20 protein-coding genes are annotated in these 20171 nt (G+C 71.5%); 11 read left to right on the top strand and 9 right to left on the bottom strand.

The features are described 5' to 3' along the window. The first annotated feature begins 5 nt into the window (after window positions 1–5). From ABD350_RS05330 to ABD350_RS05345, 4 genes are read left to right on the top strand one after another with little or no spacing between them, the layout of a single operon-like run. Window positions 6–248 carry a phosphopantetheine-binding protein gene (locus ABD350_RS05330; protein WP_344346569.1) on the top strand — a complete coding sequence of 81 codons (243 nt, stop codon included), beginning with the start codon at window positions 6–8 and terminating at the stop codon, window positions 246–248. Then, window positions 245–1513, top strand: coding sequence for a beta-ketoacyl synthase N-terminal-like domain-containing protein (locus ABD350_RS05335; RefSeq protein WP_344346570.1), 1269 nt, complete (start codon window positions 245–247; stop codon window positions 1511–1513). The genes ABD350_RS05330 and ABD350_RS05335 overlap by 4 nt, the downstream gene beginning before the upstream one ends. A gap of 1 nt (window position 1514) precedes the next feature. Next, on the top strand, window positions 1515–2276 hold the full coding sequence (locus ABD350_RS05340) for a thioesterase II family protein (protein WP_344346571.1): 762 nt from the start codon (window positions 1515–1517) through the stop codon (window positions 2274–2276). Next, window positions 2273–2992 (top strand): PIG-L deacetylase family protein, encoded by a 720-nt coding sequence (locus ABD350_RS05345; protein WP_344346572.1) that lies wholly within the window; start codon window positions 2273–2275, stop codon window positions 2990–2992. Before ABD350_RS05340 ends, ABD350_RS05345 begins: the two co-directional genes overlap by 4 nt. 78 nt (window positions 2993–3070) lie before the next feature. Here ABD350_RS05345 and ABD350_RS05350 read toward each other — a convergent pair whose 3' ends face one another. After that, complete coding sequence (locus ABD350_RS05350) at window positions 3071–3469, bottom strand: DUF3224 domain-containing protein (RefSeq protein WP_344346573.1); 399 nt, start codon at window positions 3467–3469, stop codon at window positions 3071–3073. A gap of 154 nt (window positions 3470–3623) precedes the next feature. Between ABD350_RS05350 and ABD350_RS05355 the strand changes: the two genes are divergently transcribed. Next, the gene (locus tag ABD350_RS05355; protein ID WP_344346574.1) at window positions 3624–5087 is read left to right on the top strand and encodes a class I adenylate-forming enzyme family protein; all 1464 of its coding nucleotides are present in this window, start codon (window positions 3624–3626) and stop codon (window positions 5085–5087) included. 84 nt (window positions 5088–5171) lie between these two features. Here ABD350_RS05355 and ABD350_RS05360 read toward each other — a convergent pair whose 3' ends face one another. Next, complete coding sequence (locus ABD350_RS05360) at window positions 5172–6665, bottom strand: MFS transporter (RefSeq protein ID WP_344346575.1); 1494 nt, start codon at window positions 6663–6665, stop codon at window positions 5172–5174. A gap of 110 nt (window positions 6666–6775) precedes the next feature. On the opposite strand from ABD350_RS05360, the gene ABD350_RS05365 reads away from it, so the two are divergent. Next, complete coding sequence (locus tag ABD350_RS05365; protein ID WP_344346576.1) at window positions 6776–7381, top strand: TetR/AcrR family transcriptional regulator; 606 nt, start codon at window positions 6776–6778, stop codon at window positions 7379–7381. Window positions 7382–7507: 126 nt separating this feature from the next. Then, entirely contained in the window at window positions 7508–8695 is a 1188-nt protein-coding gene (locus ABD350_RS05370; protein WP_344346577.1) for an NAD(P)/FAD-dependent oxidoreductase, read from the top strand. A 30-nt stretch (window positions 8696–8725) separates the two neighbouring features. On the opposite strand, the gene ABD350_RS05375 is transcribed toward ABD350_RS05370, so the two are convergent. Continuing rightward, window positions 8726–9319 (bottom strand): YdeI/OmpD-associated family protein, encoded by a 594-nt coding sequence (locus ABD350_RS05375; RefSeq protein ID WP_344346578.1) that lies wholly within the window; start codon window positions 9317–9319, stop codon window positions 8726–8728. Window positions 9320–9493: 174 nt separating this feature from the next. Here ABD350_RS05375 and ABD350_RS05380 point away from each other — a divergent pair, with 174 nt between their 5' ends. The 3 genes from ABD350_RS05380 to ABD350_RS05390 all read left to right on the top strand — a co-directional run bounded on the left by ABD350_RS05380 (window position 9494) and on the right by ABD350_RS05390 (window position 12803). Continuing rightward, a complete protein-coding gene (locus tag ABD350_RS05380; RefSeq protein ID WP_344346579.1) occupies window positions 9494–9859 on the top strand; it encodes a VOC family protein in 366 nt (121 codons plus the stop codon). A 184-nt stretch (window positions 9860–10043) separates the two neighbouring features. Beyond that, a complete protein-coding gene (locus ABD350_RS05385) occupies window positions 10044–11522 on the top strand; it encodes a class I adenylate-forming enzyme family protein (protein WP_344346580.1) in 1479 nt (492 codons plus the stop codon). A gap of 36 nt (window positions 11523–11558) precedes the next feature. Then, window positions 11559–12803: a cytochrome P450 gene (locus ABD350_RS05390; RefSeq protein ID WP_344346581.1), complete on the top strand. Its 1245-nt coding sequence runs from the start codon at window positions 11559–11561 to the stop codon at window positions 12801–12803. A gap of 94 nt (window positions 12804–12897) precedes the next feature. Here the strand turns inward: ABD350_RS05390 and ABD350_RS05395 are convergent, their stop codons facing one another. Further along, the gene (locus ABD350_RS05395; protein ID WP_344346582.1) at window positions 12898–13437 is read right to left on the bottom strand and encodes a DUF1697 domain-containing protein; all 540 of its coding nucleotides are present in this window, start codon (window positions 13435–13437) and stop codon (window positions 12898–12900) included. A 114-nt stretch (window positions 13438–13551) separates the two neighbouring features. On the opposite strand from ABD350_RS05395, the gene ABD350_RS05400 reads away from it, so the two are divergent. Continuing rightward, window positions 13552–13926, top strand: coding sequence for an iron chelate uptake ABC transporter family permease subunit (locus ABD350_RS05400; protein WP_425584176.1), 375 nt, complete (start codon window positions 13552–13554; stop codon window positions 13924–13926). A gap of 95 nt (window positions 13927–14021) precedes the next feature. On the opposite strand, the gene ABD350_RS05405 is transcribed toward ABD350_RS05400, so the two are convergent. From ABD350_RS05405 to ABD350_RS05425, 5 genes are all read right to left on the bottom strand, one after another. Continuing rightward, on the bottom strand, window positions 14022–15278 hold the full coding sequence (locus tag ABD350_RS05405; RefSeq protein WP_344346583.1) for an IS701 family transposase: 1257 nt from the start codon (window positions 15276–15278) through the stop codon (window positions 14022–14024). Window positions 15279–15732: 454 nt separating this feature from the next. Beyond that, window positions 15733–16857: an acyltransferase family protein gene (locus ABD350_RS05410; RefSeq protein ID WP_344346584.1), complete on the bottom strand. Its 1125-nt coding sequence runs from the start codon at window positions 16855–16857 to the stop codon at window positions 15733–15735. 179 nt (window positions 16858–17036) lie between these two features. Then, the gene (locus ABD350_RS05415; RefSeq protein ID WP_344346585.1) at window positions 17037–17438 is read right to left on the bottom strand and encodes a YybH family protein; all 402 of its coding nucleotides are present in this window, start codon (window positions 17436–17438) and stop codon (window positions 17037–17039) included. A gap of 43 nt (window positions 17439–17481) precedes the next feature. Further along, entirely contained in the window at window positions 17482–18882 is a 1401-nt protein-coding gene (locus tag ABD350_RS05420; RefSeq protein ID WP_344346586.1) for a flavin monoamine oxidase family protein, read from the bottom strand. A 100-nt stretch (window positions 18883–18982) separates the two neighbouring features. Continuing rightward, window positions 18983–20161 carry an acyl-CoA dehydrogenase family protein gene (locus tag ABD350_RS05425; protein WP_344346587.1) on the bottom strand — a complete coding sequence of 393 codons (1179 nt, stop codon included), beginning with the start codon at window positions 20159–20161 and terminating at the stop codon, window positions 18983–18985. Window positions 20162–20171 lie beyond the last annotated feature (10 nt).

Consider the following 20171-nt stretch of genomic DNA (forward strand, 5'->3'; position numbering starts at 1 on the left):
GCGAGATGGACGACACTGAGATATTCGAGGCGATCCGGCGCAACCTCGGCGTCGTGGTGTACGACCTGGACACCTCCACCGTCACCCTCGACAACAGCCTCGCCGACCTGGGCTGCAACAGCATCGACCGCGCCGAGGTGGTGACCCTCACCATGGAGGACATGGGCATCAGCGTGCCCGTGATGGAGTTCCAGCAGACCCGGGACATCCGCTCGCTGGTCGCCCTGCTCGCCCGGCACTCCGCGTGACCCCCGGCGGCGTCGTGGTCACCGGCCTCGGCGTGCACTGCGCGGCCGGCGCGGACCTGGCGGCCTTCACCGACGCGCTGCGGGCCGGCCGCGGCGCCCTGCTGCCCGCCGCCGCCCGGGACGCCGACTCGCCCGGCGCGCCGCTGCCGCCCTTCGACTACCCGGCCCTGCTGGCCAAGCGCCGGTCCCGCGGCGGGTGGGTGCCGGCGAAAGCGGCCCGGACGGCGGCCAGGTCCCCGCTCGGCGTGCAGGTCTCCGTGCTGACCGCCGCCGAGGCCTGGGCGCACGCCGGGCTCGCCGAAGGCGCCCTGCCGCCCGAGCGGCTGGGCCTGGTGGTGGCCGGCAACAACCTCACCGGTGCGGGTGCGCACCGCGCCGCCGACCGCTACCGCGACCGCCTCGCCGCCGTCCCCGGCCGGTACGCGCTGCACATGCAGGACACCGACCAGGTCGGCGTGGTCAGCGAGGTCCTCGGCATCGAGGGCGAGGGCTGCACCGTGGGCGGCGCGTCCGCCAGCGGCAACGTCGCGCTGATCACCGCCGCCCGGCTGCTCGACGCGGGAGCGGTGGACGCCTGCCTGGTGGTCGGCGCGCCCACCGAACTCGCCCCGCTGGAGCGCCAGGCCTACCGCGCGCTGGGCGCGATGACACCGGCCGCCACCGGCGCCGACACCGACCGCGAACCGCCCTGCCGCCCGTTCGACCGGGCGCACCGAGGCTTCACCGACGGTATCGGCGGCGCCGCCGTGGTCCTGGAGACCGCCGCGAGCGCCCGCCGCCGGGGCGCGGGGGTGCTGGCCCGGCTGGCGGGGCACGCGCTGCGGCTGAGCGGTACCAGCCTCGCCGACCCCAGCGAGCAGGCGGAGGCCGCGGTGATGCGGACCGCCCTGGAGCGGGCCGGGATCGCCCCCGGGCAGCTCGGCTACGTCAACACGCACGGTACCGCCTCCCCGCTCGGCGACCGCACCGAGGCCGCCGCCCTGCTGCGGGTGCTCGGCCCGGACGCCCCCGCGCTGGTGAACGCCACCAAGGCGCTGACCGGGCACTGCCTGAGCGCGGCCGGGGTGGTCGAGGCGGTCGCCACCGTCGCCCAGCTGGCCGGCGGCTTCGCGCACCCCAACCCGTGGCTCGCCGACCCGGTCGAGCCCCGGCTGCGGTTCACCGGCACCGCCGAGGTACCGCTGGCCGCCGAGTTCGCGCTGTCCAACAGCTTCGGCTTCGCCGGCTTCCATTCCGCCGTAATCTTCGCCAACGAGGGGGTATGACGTGACCGGGACCGAGCCGGAGGTCCGGCTGTTCTGCCTGCCGCACGCCGGTGGCGGCGGCGCGTTCTTCCACCCCTGGCGCGCCGCGCTCGCCCCCGGCATCGAGGTCCGCCCGGTGGTGCTGCCCGGCCGGGAGAGCCGGATCCGCGAGCTGCCGTACGTGACGATGGAACAGGCCATCGGCCCGCTGGCCGAACTGATCGCCCCCCAACTCGATCGCCCGTATGCCCTGTTCGGGCACAGCATGGGCGCCGCCGTCGGCTACGAGCTGGCCCGGCGGCTCGTCGCGCTGGGCCTGCCCGCTCCGGTGCGGCTGTTCGTCTCGGCCCGTCGCGCCCCGCACCTGCCCGCCCGCCGCGCCTCCTACGCGCGCCTCGACGACGCGGCCTTCCTCGCCGAGGTGGCCCGCCTCAACGGCACCCCGTCCGACGTACTGGAACAGCCCGAACTGGTACGGCTGTTCCTGCCGACCCTGCGCGCCGACTTCGAACTGAACGACACCTATACACCGCTGCCCGCGCCCCGCCTGCACTGCCCGGTCTCGGCGTTCGCCGGACGGGACGACCCGGAGGCCGACGTCCACGAGCTGCGGGCGTGGGCGCAGGTCACCGCCGGCCCGTTCCGGTTCCGCGCGTTCGACGGCGACCACTTCTACCTCAAGGACCAGGCGGTCGGCCTGCTCGACGAGATCCGGACGGATCTGCGCCTTTGGCCGTCCACACCGATGAACCTTCCGATGCCGATCGCAGGAGTGTCCCGATGACCGTTGAGGAACTGCAGACTCTGCCCGACGACTGGAGCCGCGCCCTCGCGGTGGTCGCCCACCCGGACGACGTCGAGTTCGGCACGTCCAGCGCCGTCGCCGCCTGGACGGCCGCCGGGAAGAGCGTCGCCTACCTGCTGGTGACGAAGGGCGAGGCGGGCATCGACGGCCTCGCCCCGGCCGAGTCGGCGGTGGTCCGGGAGGCCGAGCAGCGGGCCAGCGCCAAGATCGTCGGGGTCACCGACGTCGAGTTCCTGGACCACCGGGACGGCGAGATCGAGTACGGCCTCGGGCTGCGCCGGGACATCGCCGCCGCGATCCGCCGTCACCGCCCCGACTTCGTGCTCGGCTTCAACGGCCGGGAGACCACCTCGACCGGCAAGTGGAACACCCCCGACCACCGCCACACCGCGCACGCCCTGCTGGACGCCATCGGCGACGCCGGCAACCGGTGGATCTTCGAGGACCTCGGCCTGGAGCCCTGGAGCGGCGTCAAGCACGTGGCGATGGCCAACTCCCCGCAGCCCACCCACGCCGTCGACGTCACCGGCCACCTGGAGGCGGGAATCGCCTCGCTGGAGACGCACCGCGCCTACCTGAGCGGCCTCAACCCGCCGGTCACGAGCGTCCGCGAGCCGATGACGGCCTACGCCCGACTGATCGGCGAGCGCTTCGGCGGCCGCCCCGCGGTAGCCCTGGAGATCATCGCGCGCTGACCGCCGACCACGTGCTGCTGGACGCTGAACGCGGAACGTCCCCGGACCGGCCGCCGCCGGTCCGGGGACGCCGTCGTCTCACGGCAGCCGGTACTCCAGGCGGAAGTACGCCTTGCCCTCCTCGTCGTGACCGAAGGCACAGGTACCGGCGAGGCCGGTCAGACCGCCGGTGCCGGAGTTCGGGACCACGAAGCCGAGGGTCTGCGGCTGGTCGTCGCCCATCGACGCGCCGTGCTGCACCACGAAGGTGCCCGAGCGGCCCGCCAGAGTGGCGACGATGTGCTCGGTGGAGACGTATCCGGCCGACTTCTCGTCCGGGCGGCAGCACAGCAGGACCGCTTCTCCGGTGCCCTCCAGATCACCGTGGAAGACGCGCTTCACATCGGCGCGGATAAGCGGCGGACCGCCCGCGGGCTCGAAATAATTGGATTCCTCCCAGGACGACGTCTCCCACGCGGAATTAGCGATCTCAGTCATGGTCGTATTCTCCGGCCGGTCCGAATGTCTACGGGTTCACCAACCTCTCGACGGTATCCCGAAGGCCCTCCGGCGGTCGCGCAATTCTGAGCAGATAAGGGGATGACGGCTTCGTAGCGTGGCATTTCCAGCCCTGCGGCCGAGGAGCCCGAACATGGAACGAGCGAGCACCATGATCCGAGTCACCGATCTGCTGCGCCGGCGGGCCGAACACTATCCCGACCGCACCGCACTCAACATCGACGGAACCGACGCGCTTTCCTACGGAGAATGGCAGCGCCGGGTCGACCGCACCGCCCACGGCCTGCTCGCCGCCGGAGTCACCAAGGGCCACCGGATAGGCCTGCTGTACGGCGGCATGGACTGGACCGACTACGCGGTCGCCTATCTCGCCGTGCTCGGTGCCGGCGCCACCGCCGTGCATCTGAGCGACCGGCTCGGCGAACCGGAGATCGAACGCCGGCTGGCGGAGTGTCAGGCGGCCGGAGTGATCCACAGCGGCTCGCTGCGCCCGCCCGCGAGCTTCGCCGGCTGGACCGCCGAGGCCGCCGGACTGGACAGCGGCGACGAGACACCGGTCGACGTGCCCCTCGCCCCCGAGGACATCGCCGACGTGCTCTACACCTCCGGCACCACCGGGCCCGCCAAGGCCTTCACCAACCCGCACGGCAACCTCACCTACGGGCGGGGCCCCGAGGGCCTGCTGCAGTTCGAGAACCCGACCCCGCTGCTCGCCCCGATGCCGCTCGGCACCACCTCCAGCGCCACCACGGTCGCCATCATCGCGGTCACCTCGCCGTCCGCGCTGGTCCTGGCCGCCGTCGACGACGTGGAGCGGATGGCCCAACTGGTCAGCCGCCACCGGATCGGCTCGGTGATGATCACTCCGTGGATCGCGATGCGGATGCTGGCCGCCCGGCTCGGCGAACGCCACGACCTCGGCTGCGTCGAGCGGGTGGCCATCGCCTCCGCCCCGCTCGCCCCCGCGCTCAGCCGCGCACTGCTGAAGCTGTTCCCCGCCGCCGAGCTGAACACCGCCTACTCGCAGTCCGAGGCCGTCCCCGCGGTCGTCGTCAACACCTTCGACCCGGCCCGCCCCGGCACCCTCGGCCGGGCGGCCCCCGGCACCGGGCTCCGGATCGCCGACGCCCTCGGCACCGAACTGCCGCCCGGCGAGGTCGGCGAGATCCAGCTGCGCTCCGCCGCGCCCGGCCGCCGCTATCTGGACGCCCGGCGCGACGCCGAGGTGCGGATCGACGGCTGGATCCGCACCGGCGACCTCGGCCACCTCGACGAGGACGGCTGGCTGCACCTGTTCGACCGCGGCAGCGACGTGCTCGACAGCGCGGGGGTGCCGGTCTCCTCGGTGGCCGTCGAAGCGGCGCTGTACGAGCATCCGGCGGTTCGTGAGGCGGCGGTGGTCGCCGCCGGCTCCGGCCCGGCCGCCGTGGTGGTGCTGGAGGACCCGGCGGCCGCCGGCGACCTGCCCGCCTTCCTCGCCGAACGGCTCGAACCGCACCAGCTGCCCGTCCTGGTCGAGACCCGGGAGTCGCTGCCGCGCGGCATCACCGGCAAGGTGCTCAAGCGGATCCTGCGCCGGGAACTCGCCGACCGGTAGCCGGCCCAGCCGTCCGGGCGCGGGGGAACGGGACGCGGGGTGCCCGGCGGCTGCCGGACACCCCGCGTCCCGCTCCCGTTCCGCTCAGCGCAGCGGAGGAGCGTCCTCGACCAGGCCCCCCGGGCCGGAGCCGTCGAGGTCCGCCTTGGGCGCGGCCGGCATCGCGGGGGTGCGGATCAGCACACCCGCGATGATCAGTGCGCCCAAGGCGAAGAGTGCGGCGGTGCCGAAGGCCGTCGACACGCCGGAGGTCAGCACGTGCGCCGGGTCGCCGCTCGCGTTGCGGGTCGCCGTGCCGTACACCGTCACCAGGATCGACAGGCCGAGCGAACCGCCCACCTGCTGCATCGCGTTGAGCACGCCGGAGGCGGCGCCGCTCTCGGCGGGGTCGACGCCGGAGACGCCGATCATGGTCAGGGGCATGAACATCATGCCGGTGCCGACGCCGAACACCAGCATCGGGCCGAGCAGCCCCGAGGCGTACCCGGTGCCCGTCTCCAGCGTCATCAGCCAGGCCAGCGCCGCGCCGTTCAGCGCCACGCCCGCCACCAGCGGGATCTTCTGGCCCAGGCTGGCCATCAGCTTGGAGGTCACGCCGACCGTCACCATGATGGTCAGGCTGATCGGCAGGAAGGCGAGACCGGCCCGGACCGGGCTGTAGTGCAGCGCGTTCTGCATGAAGACCGTCAGGAAGAAGAACAGTCCGGACAGCGCGCCGGTGAGGGCCAGCGCCACCACGTAGATGGCGGCCCGGTTGCGGTGGGTGAACATCCGCAGCGGGGTGATCGGGTTGGTGGTGCTGCGCTCGATCAGTACGAACGCCGCCAGCAGCACCAGGCCGGCCACGAAGGAACCGATCGCCCAGCTGTCGCTCCAGCCGTGCTGGGAGACCCGGATGAAGCCGTAGACCAGGCCGGCCATGCCGGCCGCCGAGGTGACCGCGCCCGGCAGGTCGAACCTGCCCCGCTGGCGGGGGGACTCGGCGAGGAACAGCGGGACCAGCAGCACCAGCGCCACCGCCATCGGCACATTGACGAAGAACACCCAGCGCCAGCTCAGGTACTGGGTCAGCACACCGCCGGCCAGCAGGCCGATCGCGGCGCCCGCGCCGGACACGCCGGCGAACACGCCGAACGCCCGGTTGCGCTCCTTGCCCTCCGCGAAGTTGGTGGCGATCAGCGCCAGTACGGCCGGGGAGACCACCGCGGCGCCGGATCCCTGCAGGGCGCGGGCCGCCAGCAGCAGCCCGCCGTTCGGGGCCAGGCCGCCGAGCAGCGAGGCCGCGCCGAACACCACCACGCCGCCGATGAAGGCGCTGCGGCGGCCCAGGATGTCGCCGATCCGGCCCCCCAGCAGCAGCAGGCCGCCGTAGGTGAGGGTGTAGGCGTTGACCACCCAGGACAGGTCCTCGGTGGAGAACCCGACGGCGGCCTGGACCCGAGGCAGGGCGACGTTCACGATGGTCGCGTCCAGCACCACCATCAGCTGCGCCACCGCGATCAGCGCGAGAGCTATGCCGCCGCGGTGTTTTAACCTTGGTGCCGAGGTCGTCGGGGAGGAAGCGTCCAGCTCGGTCATCGGATACCCTCGATCCTCGATAAGGTACTACTGAGTTCCCTAAGCCGGGACCTTACCGCGCAGCAAATTGGGTACGCAAGAGTTCACTCGTCGCTCGGATGGGGGATGCCATGACAGCTGACGTACAGTCGACCGCGGTGGCTCGTACGCCGGTTCGCCGCCGAGGGCAAGCCCTTGAGCAGGCCATCTTCGACGCCGTGATCGAACAGCTGGCCAACGTCGGCTACGCCAACCTGACCATGGACGCGGTCGCTGCCACCGCGCACACCAGCAAGGCCGTCATCTACCGGCGCTGGTCCAACAAGGCCGAGCTGGTGGTCGACGCCCTCGACAACGCGCTGCCCTCGCCCGACGAACTCCCCGAGGGCGACAGCGTCCGTGAGGAGCTGATCGAGCTGATGCGCGAGAAGGCCGCGGTGCTCAACTCCACGGTCGGGCGCGCCGTGCAGACCCTGCTCGCGGAGATCGACCGGGACCGGCCGTTCATGGGCATCGTCAACGACCGGGTGTTCGCCCCCCGCCAGGACGTGTTCCGGCGGATCCTGGAACGCGGCGCCGCCCGCGGCGAGGTCCGCGAGGGCTCGATCAGCCCGCTGGTGGTCGGCATCGGCCCCGCCATGCTGGTCCAGCGCTTCCTCAGCGACCCCTCGCCGGTCCCCGACGACCTGCTGGTCTCCGTGGTCGACGACCTGATCCTGCCGCTGATCCGCCCCTAGCCGCCGGCCGCCGCGGGGGCACGCTCAAAAGTGGGCGGTCCCGATCTCCCGGGCTGCGTACGTTCGGACCCGCAGTGGACGCGCGCAGACAGCGCGCGCCCCGACCGGTGCGGGAGGTGGCTCGTCGTGGAGTGGGACGTGATCGTGGTGGGTGCGCGATGCGCGGGCGGGCCGACGGCCATGCTCTTCGCCCGGCAGGGGTACCGGGTCCTGTTGCTCGACCGGGCGGCGTCGCGCACCGACACCCTCTCCACGCTGTACATCCAGCAGCCCGGCGTGTCCCGCCTGGAACGGTGGGGCCTGCTGGACGCCGTCAAGGCCACCGGCTGCCCGCCGCTCGGCCGGACCGTCTACGAGATCGACGACGTCCGGCTGGCCGGCTGCGCCGGCCCGAACGGCACGGTGCACGCCTCCTACGCCCCCCGCCGCCACCTGCTGGACGCGATCCTGGTCGAGGGCGCGGTGGCCGCCGGCGTCGAGTTCCGCGACCACTGCGGCGTCAGCGAACTGCTGGTGGAGGACGGCCGGGTGGCCGGCGTGCGCTGTACCACCCCCGGCGGCCGGTCCACCGTCGAACGCGCCCGGCTGGTGGTCGGCGCGGACGGCATGCGCTCCACCGTCGCCGAGCTGGCCGGCGCCCGCACCACCGTCGAACACCCCCGGCTGACCTGCGCCTACTACACCTTCTGGCAGGGCCCGAAGACCGACTTCGAGCTGTACGAGGGCGAGCGCGGCTGGGTCTCCGCCGTGCCCACCAACGACGCGGTGCTGATCTCCGCGTACTTCCCGCAGGACCGCTTCGACGAGGTCCGCACCGACGCCTTCGCCGCCTACCGGGAGGGCGTCAAGGTCAACGCCCCCGCCCTGTTCGAGCAGATGGAGCGGGCCGAGCGGACCGAACGGCTGCGCGGCACCGGCGACCAGCGCAACTACTTCCGGGAGACCTCGGGCCCCGGCTGGGCGCTGGTCGGCGACGCCGCCCACCACAAGGACTCGATCACCGCGCGAGGCATCGGCGACGCCTTCCTGCAGGCCGAACTGCTGGTCGAAGCGGTCGCCGACGGCCTGCACGACGAGACACGACTGACCGCCGCCCTGGAGGCCTACGGCACCGAGCTGGTCGCGCAATTGACACCCCCGTACCAGGGCACCCTGCTGGTCGCCCAGGCCGACGCCCGCGACAAGCGCCTGGCGCTGCTGCGGGCGGTCGGCACCAGCCCGGACCTCACCCAGCGGTACTTCGACACGGTGGCCGGGGTGCGCCCGGTCTCCGAGCTCTACACCCCCGAACTGCTGGCCCTGCTGCAGGGCTAGCGCCTTCGGCCTCCCGTGCGGGCCGGCCGGCTACGGGTAGAGCTTCTCGCCCTTGGCCAGCATCGCGACGAACTTCTCGATCCGGCGGGCCCGGGTCTCGGCCTTCTTGACGTCCTGGATCCGGTACAGGATCGCGTAGCGGTTGTGCCGGTCCAGGGTCTCGAAGAACGCGGCGGCGGCCGGCTCGGCGGCCAGCGCGGCGGCCAGGTCGTCCGGCACCGTCGCGGTCTTCACACCGTCGTAGGCCGCCTCCCAGCGGCCGTCCGCCTTGGCCCGGTCGATCTCGGCCTGCCCTGCGGGACGCATCCGGCCCTGCTCGATGAGCGCCGCGACCTTGTCCCGGTTGACCTTGGACCACTTGCTGTTCGCCTTCCGGGGGGTGAACCGCTGGAGCCACCACTCGTCGTCGAACTTGGCCTTCTGACCGTCGATCCAGCCATGGCAGAGCGCCACATCGAGGGCCTGCGCATAGTCCAGCGCGACGATTCCCGGGCCCTTCTTGCGCAGCTTGAGCCAGATACCGGGAGAGGAGGCGTGGTTTTCGGCAAGCCAAGCCTCGAACGCTTCGGCCGAGTCGAATGAGACGATCTCCAAGTCCTGAGTCACCCCAGCAGTGAACCACACCGCATAGCCTTCGACCGGACAACTGCGGGTTTCCGATTGTCTTTTGTCGCAGCGGCGAGAGTTCTGACGTACTGTCATAGCTGCCGGCCGGTCCGCGACCCGAGCCGACGGATGGCGTGCCCTGTCTTTTGGCCGCCTCCGCGTCCATGTAACCGCCTCCCGAAGGAGTTCGGCGTGCCCGCGCTGACCAAGTACTACGGTGTCACCCTCGACTGTTCCCACCCGACCGAACTGGCCGAGTTCTACTCCGAGCTCACCGGCCTGAAGATCTCCTACAAGTCCGACGACTTCGCCGGTCTCGACGGCAACGGCGGCCCGGCCATGGGCTTCCAGAAGGTCGCCGGCTACCAGGCCCCGCAGTGGCCCGGTCAGAGCGTCCCGCAACAGTTCCACCTCGACTTCTCCGCCGAGGACCTGGACGGCGCCGAGAAGTGGGTGCTGGAGCTGGGCGCCACCAAGGCGGAGACCCAGCCCGGCGGCGAGCGCTGGCGGGTCTTCCTGGACCCGGCCGGCCACCCGTTCTGCATCAGCCAGGGCTGACCCGCCCGGCCCACGGGGCCCGCCGCAGCCGCGGCGGGCCCCGTGTCCGTGTTCCCCCCGCGCTTTCGCACCACCGGCCCCGAATCCACTGATTCCCCCGGCTGCTCAATCCTGTGCGTCGGGCGGCCGGGCCCGCTCGGTAGCGTCGGCCCGCCGACAATCCCGGGGCCTTGGGGGTATCCACATGTCCGTCGCCACACCCGCGCTGGTCGTTCCCGACCTGCTCCGGCTCCGCGCGGAGAACCATCCCGACCAGATCGTCGTGAACATCAACGGCGAACGGACACTCAGCTACGGCGAGTGGTACGCGAGGGCCAACGCCGTCGCGCGCGGCCTGCTCGACCGGGGCATCACCCGCGGCGACCGGATCGCCCTGCTGTTCGGCGGCCTCGACTGGATCGACTACGCCGTCGCCTACCTCGGGATCGTCAACGCGGGAGCAACCGCCGTGCACATGCACGGCGGCATCTCCGCCGCCGAGTTCAACCGCCGGATCACCCAGTGCCAGGTCATCGGCCTGGTCCGCGGCCACGATGTCGCGGTGCCCGAGGGCTTCGCGGGCTGGGCCGCCACCGTCGACGAGATCGACAGCGGCGACTCCACCCCGCTCAAGGTCGACCTGCGGCCCGACGACCTGGCCGACATCCTCTACACCTCCGGCACCACCGGACCGGCCAAGGCGATCGCCACCCCGCACGGCAACCTGACCTTCGGCCGCGGCCCCGAGGGCTTCAAGCAGCTCGGCAAACCGAAGCCGCTGCTCGCCCCGATCCCGCTCGGCACCACCTCCAGCGCCACCACCATGGCCATCGCGCTGACCAACCCGGCGACCCTGGTGCTCTGCCCGGTCGACGACGTCCACCGGATGGCCGAACTCATCGAGGAGTACCAGATCGTCTCGGTGATGTTCACCCCGTGGATCGGCATCCAGATGGTCGCCGGGAAGATCCACGAGACCCACGACCTGTCCTGCGTCGAGACGCTGGCCACCGCCTCGGCCCCGCTGCCGCCGGCCACCGCCTCCGAGCTGATGCGCATGATGCCCAACGCCCGGGTCACCTCGGTGTACGCGGCCCGTGAGGCGGTGCCCGCGGTGATCGCCACCACCTTCGACGTGTCCCGGCCGTTCTGCGTCGGCCGCCCCGGCGAGGGCTCCGAACTGCTGGTCGCCGGCCCCGACGGCAACCCCGTCGCCACCGGCGAGATCGGCGAGATCTGGCTGCGCTGCGGCGCACCCAAGCGCCTCTTCCTGGAGGGCACCGAGCGCGACGAGCAGCTCACCGACGAGTGGACCCGCACCCGCGACCTCGGCTACCTGGACACCGAGGGCGAACTCCACCTGTTCGACCGGGCCGCCGACGCCGTCACCGTCGACGGCGAACTGGTCTCCACCATCTACACCGAGGCAGCGCTGTACGAGTGCCCGGGCGTCGAACAGGCCGCCGTGCTGGGCGTGCCGAAGGCCGGCACCGAACGGATGGAGCTGGCCGCCGTCCTGGTGCTCGCCGACGACGACGGCCTGCCCGCCGTCCGGGCGGCGCTCGCCGAGTGGCTCGAACCGCACCAGATCCCGACCCGCTTCCAGCTCGTCGACGCCCTGCCCCGCGGTGTGATGGGGAAGGTGCTCAAACACCGGTTGCGCGCACAGCTCGCCGACAGCTGACGTCCCGTCACCCGCCCAGCAACGGGGAGAGAACCGATGCCCAGCAGACCGCCGGCGCAGCCCGTCGTCGCCCGCGCCGACACCGAAGCCGAACAGCTCTTCTACACGATCATGATGCAGCCGGTGGAGGACCCCTACCCCCTCTACCACCAGCTCCGCGACGCGGCGCCCGCGCTGCTCACCGGCGACGGCACCCTGGTGCTCAGCCGGCACGCCGACTGCAACGCGGCGCTGCGCGACCGGTCGCTCGGCAAGGGCGACGAATGGCTGAAGCTCCAGCTGAAGGACGTCTCCAAGGACGACCTGCGCGGCGTCATGGAGCTGATGCAGCGCAGCATGATCCTCACCAACCCGCCGGACCACACCCGGCTGCGCCGGATCGTCGCTTCCGCCTTCACCGGCCGACACGTCGAGGCGCTGCGCGACGGTGTCACCCGGCGCGTCGACGGCCTGCTCGACCGGCTGGCGGCCCGGCCCGGCGCCGACCTGATGACCGAACTGGCGATGCCGCTGCCGGTCAGTACCATCGGCGACCTCCTCGGCATCCCGGAGGCCGACCGGGCCGATCTGGTCCCGGTCATCCACGAACTGGGCCTGCTGATGGAACCGGCCTCCGGCCCCGCGGAGATCAACCGCGGCGTCGCCGCCCAGACACACCTCGCCTCCTACCTCGGCGGCCTGATCGCCGAGAAGCGGCAGCGCCCGCAGGACGACCTGCTCAGCCGGCTCGCGAACACCTCGGCCGACGCGCTCGACGAGACCGAGGTGATCGCCACCGCGCTGCTGCTGTTCGGCGCGGGCAACACGCCCACCGCCAACCTGATCGGCAACGGTCTGGACGCGCTGCTCCGCTTCCCCGAGCAGCGGCTGCGCCTCACCGAGGACCCCGCACTGCTGCCCTCGGCGGTCGAGGAGATGCTGCGTTTCGACTCGCCGTCCCAGTTCGACGTGTTCACCGTGCTGGAGCCGCACAGCTTCGCCGGCGCCGAACTGCGGCCCGGGCAGGGCGTGATGATGATGCTCGGCGCCGCCAACCACGACCCGGAGCGCTTCGACGATCCTGACGCCTTCGACGTCGCCCGCAAGGAGAACGGCCACCTCTCCTTCGCGGCCGGCATCCACCACTGCCTGGGCGCGCACCTGGCCCGCCTGCAGGCCGAGGTGGTGTTCGGCCGGCTGCTGGCCCGCTTCCCGAAGCTGGAGCCCGCCGCCCCCGCGGTGCGCCATCCGGGCCTGGGGAACCGGGGCTTCGACAGCATCCCGATCAACCTGGCGGGCTGAACCCGCACACCCGGACGGGCCGCCCCCCGCGTTCGGGGGGCGGCCCGTCCGGCGGGTCAGCCGTCACCGGTGACGCCGTCGCACACCACGCGCGTCAGGACGCCATACCGTGCAGAGCCTTGACGGACTTCCAGTTCCGGGTCGTCGCGGTGATGCCCAGCCGGCGCTCGATGAACGCGTTGTTCAGCTTGGTCCGCCCGTAGCCGCCCGGCACGTGCAGGTGGATCTCGTCGCCGACCAGGGTGAACTCGGCGGTCTCCCCGGCGGGCTTCTCCAGGGCGGCCGCCTGTTCGGCGGTCGGTGTCCCGGCGAGGAAGGTGACGTGCAGCTTGGTCGGGTCGTCCTCGCGGTCCAGGTACGGGTTGGCGGCGACCGTCCGGCCCAGCGACTCGCCGGTGCGCAGCAGTACGCCGGCCGGTACACCCAGTTCGCTGGCGAGGCGCTTCTCGATCCGCTCCCGCAGTTCGCCGGGCGCGGCCCCCGCCGGGTCGACGAAGACCACGTTCCCGCTCTGCAGGTACGTCTGGACCTCGTCGAACCCCAGGGCGCCGAACAGCTCGCGGAGATCCTTCATCGCGATCTTGGCGTGGCCGCCGACGTTGATGCCGCGCAGCAGTGCGACGTACTTCGTCATGCCGCCCACCCTCCCACAGGCCTGTGACGACGACAAGCGACAACCGACCCGGTGACACCCCCTCAGCACAAGCGCACGCCGACACCGCGCGCGGGAGGGCGTGCGGGGTGGAGCGTGCCGAGCGATGGTGTCCGCCACCGCTCAATCTTGACGTGTACGTCCGGTGACCGGAGGGGTGATGTCCGACTTCGCCGTTTGGTCCTGCCGGGCGCCGGTACGGGACTGACGGCGCCGGCCGTCGCGGCGGCCGGGCCGGTCCCGTTCGTGGCCATGGCCGCGCCGCAGCTCGCACGCCGGCTGACCCGCGCGGCCGGCCCCGACATCCCGCCCGCCGCCTGGATGGGCGCCCTCCTGCTCACCGCGGCCGACCTCGCCACGCAACCCCTGACCGGCTCGCCCCTGCTCCCGGTCGGCGTCCTGACCGGCGTGGCCGGCGGCGCGTACCTGGCGTGGCTCCTGCGGGGGGAGCGGAGGGGAGCGCGGCTATGAGCTCCGCGGGCGGGCCCGCGACCAGACGTCGCGCCGGGGACTCGGAGGGTACGGCGGGTACCGCGCCCGCCCGCGGGAACTCGGTGGGGCGGTGATCAGGAGGGCGGGAGACGCGTATCGGGGAGGGAGGCGGGCCCGGTGAGGGGACGGGGGCCGGGAGGCCGGCGGGCGCGGCCGGACAGGGCGACGACCGCATGTGCCGCCGAGGCGAGGGTGACGTGCCGGTGCCAGCCGCCGAAGGAGCGCCCGGTGAAGTCCCGTATGCCCACTTCCTCGGAGATGTCGGTGAAATCCGCGCCGACCTTGTCGGCGAGCCGGGTCAGCCGTACCAGCAGGGCGGGCTGCGCGGTGGTCATATTGGTCAGCCACAGCTGCGTCCTGCCGCGCCCGCCCGCGTCCTCCACGCCCAGCAGGGCCAGTTCGCCGCAGTGCGCGGCGGACCCGCCCGCGGCCGGCAGCGTGACCCGGACGGTCGCGGCCAGGTGGGTGTGGCGGGCGCTGTCCGCACGCGAGTCGGTCCAGTTGGCGGGTCTGCGCAGGTCACGTGCCATGCCCATGATCTGGTCCGCGGGCATCGTCTGGCCCCCGCTGGCCGGCAGCAACGGATCGATGACGGTCAGGCTCGTTCCCGCGTCGGCGCGCACCAGCAGGGGGATGCCGGAGTCCGCGAACTCGGGGAAGAACGTGGCCACCTCGGCCTCGACGGTGTCGACGACGAGCGGGCGCGGGGAGAGGTTCCAGGCCAGGATGGTCTCGGCGGAGACCCCGGCGAGACACTCGGTGAGGGTCTCGGGCCCGACACCGTCCGGTAGCGCGACCTGACTGCGCCGACGCCGGTCCTCGAACCACGTCTGCGGCAGGTGCAGCCGCCAGTTGACCGGCGCCGTCACGTCTTCGGACGCGGCCCACACCCCGATGGCCCGCTGGGCGTTGAGCACTTGGCCGAGGGACGGGAAGAACTGCCGTTCCACGCCCACGGAATGCTGCCCGGACTTCGGGATGATCATGAGCCGGGCCACCCAGGCCTGGACGTGGGTGATGGTCGTCAGGTATTGCGCGAGCGCCCGCCGCATGGGCACCCAGTCCCAGGTGGAGGAGGACACGAAGTGGTGCAGATTCTGCTCGGAGACGTGGTCGCCGAACAGGGAGGCGATGGCGCGAATGGACTTGCGCCCCTCGGCCTCCAGCAGTCCGCGTAAGTAGTAGAGGGCCTTGCGGTGCTGGTCGCTTCGGTTCAGGGAGGCGAGGAGCCGGGGTGCCAGCTCGCCGAGGGCCAACTCGCGCGGGGCAGCGGTGACCGGGGGGAAGGCCGCTCGCCCGGTGATCTCAGGACGCACGTCGACGTAGGTCATGGGGGGTCTCCTTGGGATCCGGGAAAGACGCGCAGGTCACGCGCACGGCGCATGAGCGGGCACTCGGATACGGGATGGGGCGACCTGAAGGGTCAGCGGCGCGGGTGGGAACGTCGGGCGACCACTGCGGTGTGCGTCGTCGGTGTCCCGCACGCCCGGTGTCCCGGTGCCGCCGGTGCGACGCGCGATGCCATCCCCCACCTCCATGAACCGTCCTGACTTCGCTCCCACGAGGTGCTGCCGACTGTAATAGGCGCCCAGGGAGGGGGCCACCGTACGAAGAGAGAGTGTCAAGTCGCCGCCGGGTAAAAGGCGTCTCAAGCGTCGGTCAAGTACCAATCACGCCAGTAACGCGAGCCTCCGAAGGAACAACCACACACGTGCGCCGGCCAGGAACCGTGTCCTGGCCGGCGCGGTGACGCGGCACGGCGGGAGGCCGTCCGCGGCGGGTGTCTCACTGCACGGGCTCGGCCGGGCGGCTGAGCGCGGCGGGTGCCTCCTCGGCGGGCTTCGGCTTCCGCCGGGGCGAACTCCAGCGCCGCATCACGGGCTTCTCGACGCAGGTGTGCAGGATCCAGGCGCACACCAGGGTGATGGCGTATGTGGTCACGATGAACAGGAGGGCACCGGGAACACCCCAGGACTTGTCCTGCCCGATCAGTTTCCGGGCGCCGAGCATGACCGAAAGGTGCACCAGGTAGAAGGCGAAGGAGAGGTCGCCGAGCCAGACGAGGCGCCGTCCGCGCATCAGGGTGCGCCGGCCGGTGAGATCGGCCCGGATGGAGGCGCCGACGATCAGGATGACGGGGACGAAGGTGAACGTGGCGAAGGCGTACACCTCCGGCAACTGCGGTGCGACACAGCAGAAGACGGCCAGCAGCAGGGCCGCGGGACCGAACCCGACGTTGAGCCAGCGGCCGCTGAGGATCAGGCGGGCCACGATGATGCCGGCGACGAACTCCAGCATGCGCACCGGCGGGAACACATAGCTGAACCAGACCTGGTGTTCCAGGGGGATCGCCAGATGACTGACGGTGGTGAGCGCGAGGGCGGCCACCACCAGGCCCCCCAGCCAGCCGTAGAGGTGGGTCTCCTTGATCTTCCTGATGCCCAGCAGCACGAACGGGAAGAGGAAGTAGAAGAACACCTCGGCCGATATGGACCAGCTCGGGCCGTTGGCGCTGAAGATGACCCTGGTGTCCGGCACCCAGTTCTGCACGAGGAAGATGGCCGGCAGGTCCTTGGCGCCGGTGTTCGCTCCGGTGAGGACCAGCATGCCGATGCCGTAGGTCACCAGGTGCAGCGGGAAGATCTTGAAGAAGCGGCGGCGCCAGAAACGGGCCAGGGTGTCGTTCGGGCGCGACGCCCAGGTCAGGATGAAACCGCTGGTGACGAAGAAGAAGGAGACACAGGTATAGCCGACGAACCCGAAGACCGACCGATAGGTCTCACGGATCTCGGGATCTTCGAAGATGGTGAGGACGTCGACCTCGTAGGGCAGGTCGCCGGCCAGGATGATGATGTGGCAGAGGAATACGATCACCGAGGCGACGCCGCGCATCCCGGTGAGCGACGCCAACGGGGGCCTTTTCCCCTCCGTCCCGGTCAGCGATTCGGGAGCATGTTGCGTCTGAGCCATCGGACGGCCCCTTTCGTGTATCAGGTCTGCGCAGCGCAGCGGCGCGAGCCGGCCGCCGTCGGAGGGATCCGGGGCCGCGGCCGGCTCGCGCGTGGGTGAAGGGCTGTTGCCGAAGGTTCCTACGCGTACTCTTCCTCGGCCACCGGCCGGTCGATGACCATCCGCCAGTTGCCGTCCTCGTCGCGTCGCAGTACGTCGGTGCAGGTGCCGCGCATGTGCACGGGGTCACCGTCCGGCTGGGGCACCTCCATGTCGTACTCGACGAAGATCAGAAGAGCGTCGCCCGCGACATAGGCGTTGAGGAACTTCGCGTCGAGCCTCGGCTTCTGCGCGAGGAACTCCGTGATCACCCGGGTGCGTTCGGCACCGGTGAGCGGGCTGCCCGACAGATTCGATATGGCGTCGTCCCGGTAGAGACTGTCGAAGACCGCTCCGTCGCCGGTGTTGAACGCGGCGAGGAACACCTCGTTCTGCTGGACGGGGTCGTCCGTGAGCTTCAGGTCACGCGGATCGATGGACATGGGTAAGACCTCCGTTGTCTGTCCGCCGGGCGTCCACGTCGTGCTAGATCAGCGCCGCGGCCTGGTTGGCGGCGCGGTTCCCGGTTTCGATGGCGCCTTCGAAGGAGCCGATCCAGCCGTTGGGCATGTCGCCGCTGGCGAAGGTGATCCGCCCGTGCGGCTGGTGGATGGCGGGCAGCTGACGGAGCATCTGACCGGGGCGGCGCATGCCCCAACCGCCCTGCGTGTAGGTCTCGTTGACCCAGTCCTGGACCTTCGTCGAGATGATCCGGGCGGTGGGCACGATACGCTTCAGCGCGGTCTCCACAGCGGCCCGGTCGTTGACGTTGAGGCCGGGACCGTTGAGGGCGATCATCAGGGCGTCGCCGTTGCTGAAGAAGCCGTGGGTGACCAGCGAGGCGATCGGGTCGCCCGCCTCTCCCTGCGCCGCGAGCCGGGTGGTCACACCCGCGACCCTGAGCCACATCTTGGCCGCGTGGGGGCGCACCCCGACGCCTTCCGTGGTCGCGTTGGCGAACACGGTGGGCAGTCCCGGGTTGAACTGGATGGTGCGCCATATGTTGACCGGGACGGCGACGACGGCCACCGGCGCGGAGTAGGCCAGCCCGCTCCTGGTGACGACCCGCACCTTGCTGCCGTTGTCGGTGACGGACACCACCGGGGAGCTCAGCCGGACGGGGATGCCGCTGAGCATGGCCTGGACCAGCGAGGTGGCGCCGGTGCTGATGCGGGCCGCGGTCATCTTGTTCCAGCCGTCGGCGTTCCAGTCGCACAGCGCCCACCACTGGGCGAGAGCGGTCAGGCCGCCGTTGACGGCATCGCCGCCCGAGTACGTGGCCAGCTGGCCGTGGATGAGGCTGCGGTCCTCCGACGAGAGGTTGAGCGCCCGCAGCCGGTCGGCCAGGGACAGCGGATCGACGCTCTTGAGGAGGTCGGCGCGGTACAGCGGCTCGTTGGGGCGCGGGAAGTAGTCCTGGGAACCCTCGAAGACCCTGCCCAGCAGTTCCCCGACGCGCTGGGAGGTGGCCACCGGGTCGACCGGGGCGTAGGTGCCGTTGCGCGGGTAGATGACCTGCTCCACCGGGGTGTCCACGACCGTGGTGAGGCCGTAGCGCTTCATCTCGGCGTAGGTGCGGTGGTAGTTCGGGTGCAGCCAGGCGCCGCCCCGCTCGATCGCCACGCCGTCGTAGTCGGCGCTGTACACCCGTCCGCCGACGCGGTCACGGGCCTCAAGGACCAGCGGGCGCAGTCCCTTGTCCTTGAGATCGCGGGCGGCGGTGGCGCCGGCGAACCCGGCACCGATGACGATGGCGTCGTAGAGGCCGGCCTCGCCGTCCTCGGCGAAGGCCGGGCTGGTGAGGAGCGAGCCGGCGCCGACGGCGAGCGCGGCCGTGCCACCCGCCTTCAGGATGTTCCGGCGGCTTACGGGATGCTGCTTGTTCACTGTTCCCCCGTGGGTACGTGTGTGATCTGTCTGTGGTGTGGTGGTGGGATCGGGATGGGAAGGTGCGGAAGCCGAGCGGTGGGACACCCGGCGGGCCGCGTCACAGAAGCGGCGTGTCGGGGTCGAGGCCCAGCAGGACCCGTCCGTGGGTCTCCAGGTTGGTGCTGAGCAGCAGCAGGGCGTGCAGAGCCAGGCCCTGGCTGTCGCGGTGGAACCGCTGGATGGGAACGCTGCGCTGGATCGCCGAGGCGCCGCTGGCGTTGTACAGCGTCTCCACGGCCTCCTTGGCCAGCTGGATGGCGTACGCGGCCTGGCCGCGGACGGTGGCCTTCTCCTCGACGGTGGGCTGTTCACCCGCGTCGGCCCGCGCCTGGAGCTGTCGCAGCCAGCCCTCGGCGAGCCCTTCGGCCGCCGAGATCCTGTTGGCCGCGGCGGCGACCTGGATCTGGGTCAGCGGGTGCTGTACCTGGTCGGTCCAGGACGTGTAGGTGATCGGCCGGCCGGGCACCCGGTCGAGGAACAGCTCCAGCGCGCCGCGGGCGATGCCGATGAAGGTGGCGGCGCACTCCGCCATCACGAAGCTGAACAGGCCGTAGTCCCGGCCGGTCTTGCCGGCGTGGGCGCGGCCCGGGGTGGTGTTGAGGACGGCGTCCTCGAAACCGATGACCCGGTGGGCGGGGACGAAGACGTCCTTGGCGGTGGTGGTGGAGCTGCCGGTGGCCGCGGCGGACGAGGTGTTCCAGTCGTCGGCGATGGTGAACTGGTCCATCGGCACCAGGGCGACGAGGTCCTCCACCGTACCGTCGGGCTTCTCCAGCAGCGCGGCGGCGATGTTCCAGTGTGCCCCACGGCAGCCGGTGTTGAAGCGCCAGCTGCCGTTCAGGAGGTAGCCGCCCTCGGTGGGCGTGAGGGTGCCGCTCGGGGTGAAGCCGCCGGATATCCGGACGGAGTCCTGGGCGAACACCTCCTCCTGGGCCTGGTCCGGGTAGAGCGTGGCCACCCAGGCGTTGGACACCCACACCATGGAGACCCAGCCGGTCGAGCCGCAGCCGCGAGCGATCTCGGTCAGGACCCGGGCCTGGTCGGCCAGGGAGAGGTCGAGGCCGCCGAATCGCCGGGGTGTGGCGATCCGGAACACGCCCGCCTTGTCCAGGAGGTCGATGTTCTCGTCGAGGATCCAGCGGCGCGTCTCGGACGCCTCACCGTTGTCCCGGAGCGTCGGCACGATCTTCTCGACCTGGCGCAGCACGGTGTCGACTGCTGTGGCTGTGGTGGTCATTTCGCCTTCC

Source organism: Streptomyces nogalater, from assembly GCF_039532885.1.
Taxonomy (GTDB): domain Bacteria; phylum Actinomycetota; class Actinomycetes; order Streptomycetales; family Streptomycetaceae; genus Streptomyces; species Streptomyces nogalater.

What these genes read in the sequence shown, in the direction of transcription:
- ABD350_RS05385 (WP_344346580.1), top strand. Translation starts at nt 10,044, where the DNA reads ATGTCCGTCGCCACACCCGCGCTGGTCGTTCCCGACCTGCTCCGGCTC.
- ABD350_RS05345 (WP_344346572.1), top strand. Translation starts at nt 2,273, where the DNA reads ATGACCGTTGAGGAACTGCAGACTCTGCCCGACGACTGGAGCCGCGCC.
- ABD350_RS05330 (WP_344346569.1), top strand. Translation starts at nt 6, where the DNA reads ATGGACGACACTGAGATATTCGAGGCGATCCGGCGCAACCTCGGCGTC.
- ABD350_RS05415 (WP_344346585.1), bottom strand. Translation starts at nt 17,438, where the DNA reads ATGTCCATCGATCCGCGTGACCTGAAGCTCACGGACGACCCCGTCCAG.
- ABD350_RS05365 (WP_344346576.1), top strand. Translation starts at nt 6,776, where the DNA reads ATGACAGCTGACGTACAGTCGACCGCGGTGGCTCGTACGCCGGTTCGC.
- ABD350_RS05395 (WP_344346582.1), bottom strand. Translation starts at nt 13,437, where the DNA reads ATGACGAAGTACGTCGCACTGCTGCGCGGCATCAACGTCGGCGGCCAC.
- ABD350_RS05425 (WP_344346587.1), bottom strand. Translation starts at nt 20,161, where the DNA reads ATGACCACCACAGCCACAGCAGTCGACACCGTGCTGCGCCAGGTCGAG.
- ABD350_RS05390 (WP_344346581.1), top strand. Translation starts at nt 11,559, where the DNA reads ATGCCCAGCAGACCGCCGGCGCAGCCCGTCGTCGCCCGCGCCGACACC.
- ABD350_RS05360 (WP_344346575.1), bottom strand. Translation starts at nt 6,665, where the DNA reads ATGACCGAGCTGGACGCTTCCTCCCCGACGACCTCGGCACCAAGGTTA.
- ABD350_RS05405 (WP_344346583.1), bottom strand. Translation starts at nt 15,278, where the DNA reads ATGACCTACGTCGACGTGCGTCCTGAGATCACCGGGCGAGCGGCCTTC.
- ABD350_RS05355 (WP_344346574.1), top strand. Translation starts at nt 3,624, where the DNA reads ATGGAACGAGCGAGCACCATGATCCGAGTCACCGATCTGCTGCGCCGG.
- ABD350_RS05350 (WP_344346573.1), bottom strand. Translation starts at nt 3,469, where the DNA reads ATGACTGAGATCGCTAATTCCGCGTGGGAGACGTCGTCCTGGGAGGAA.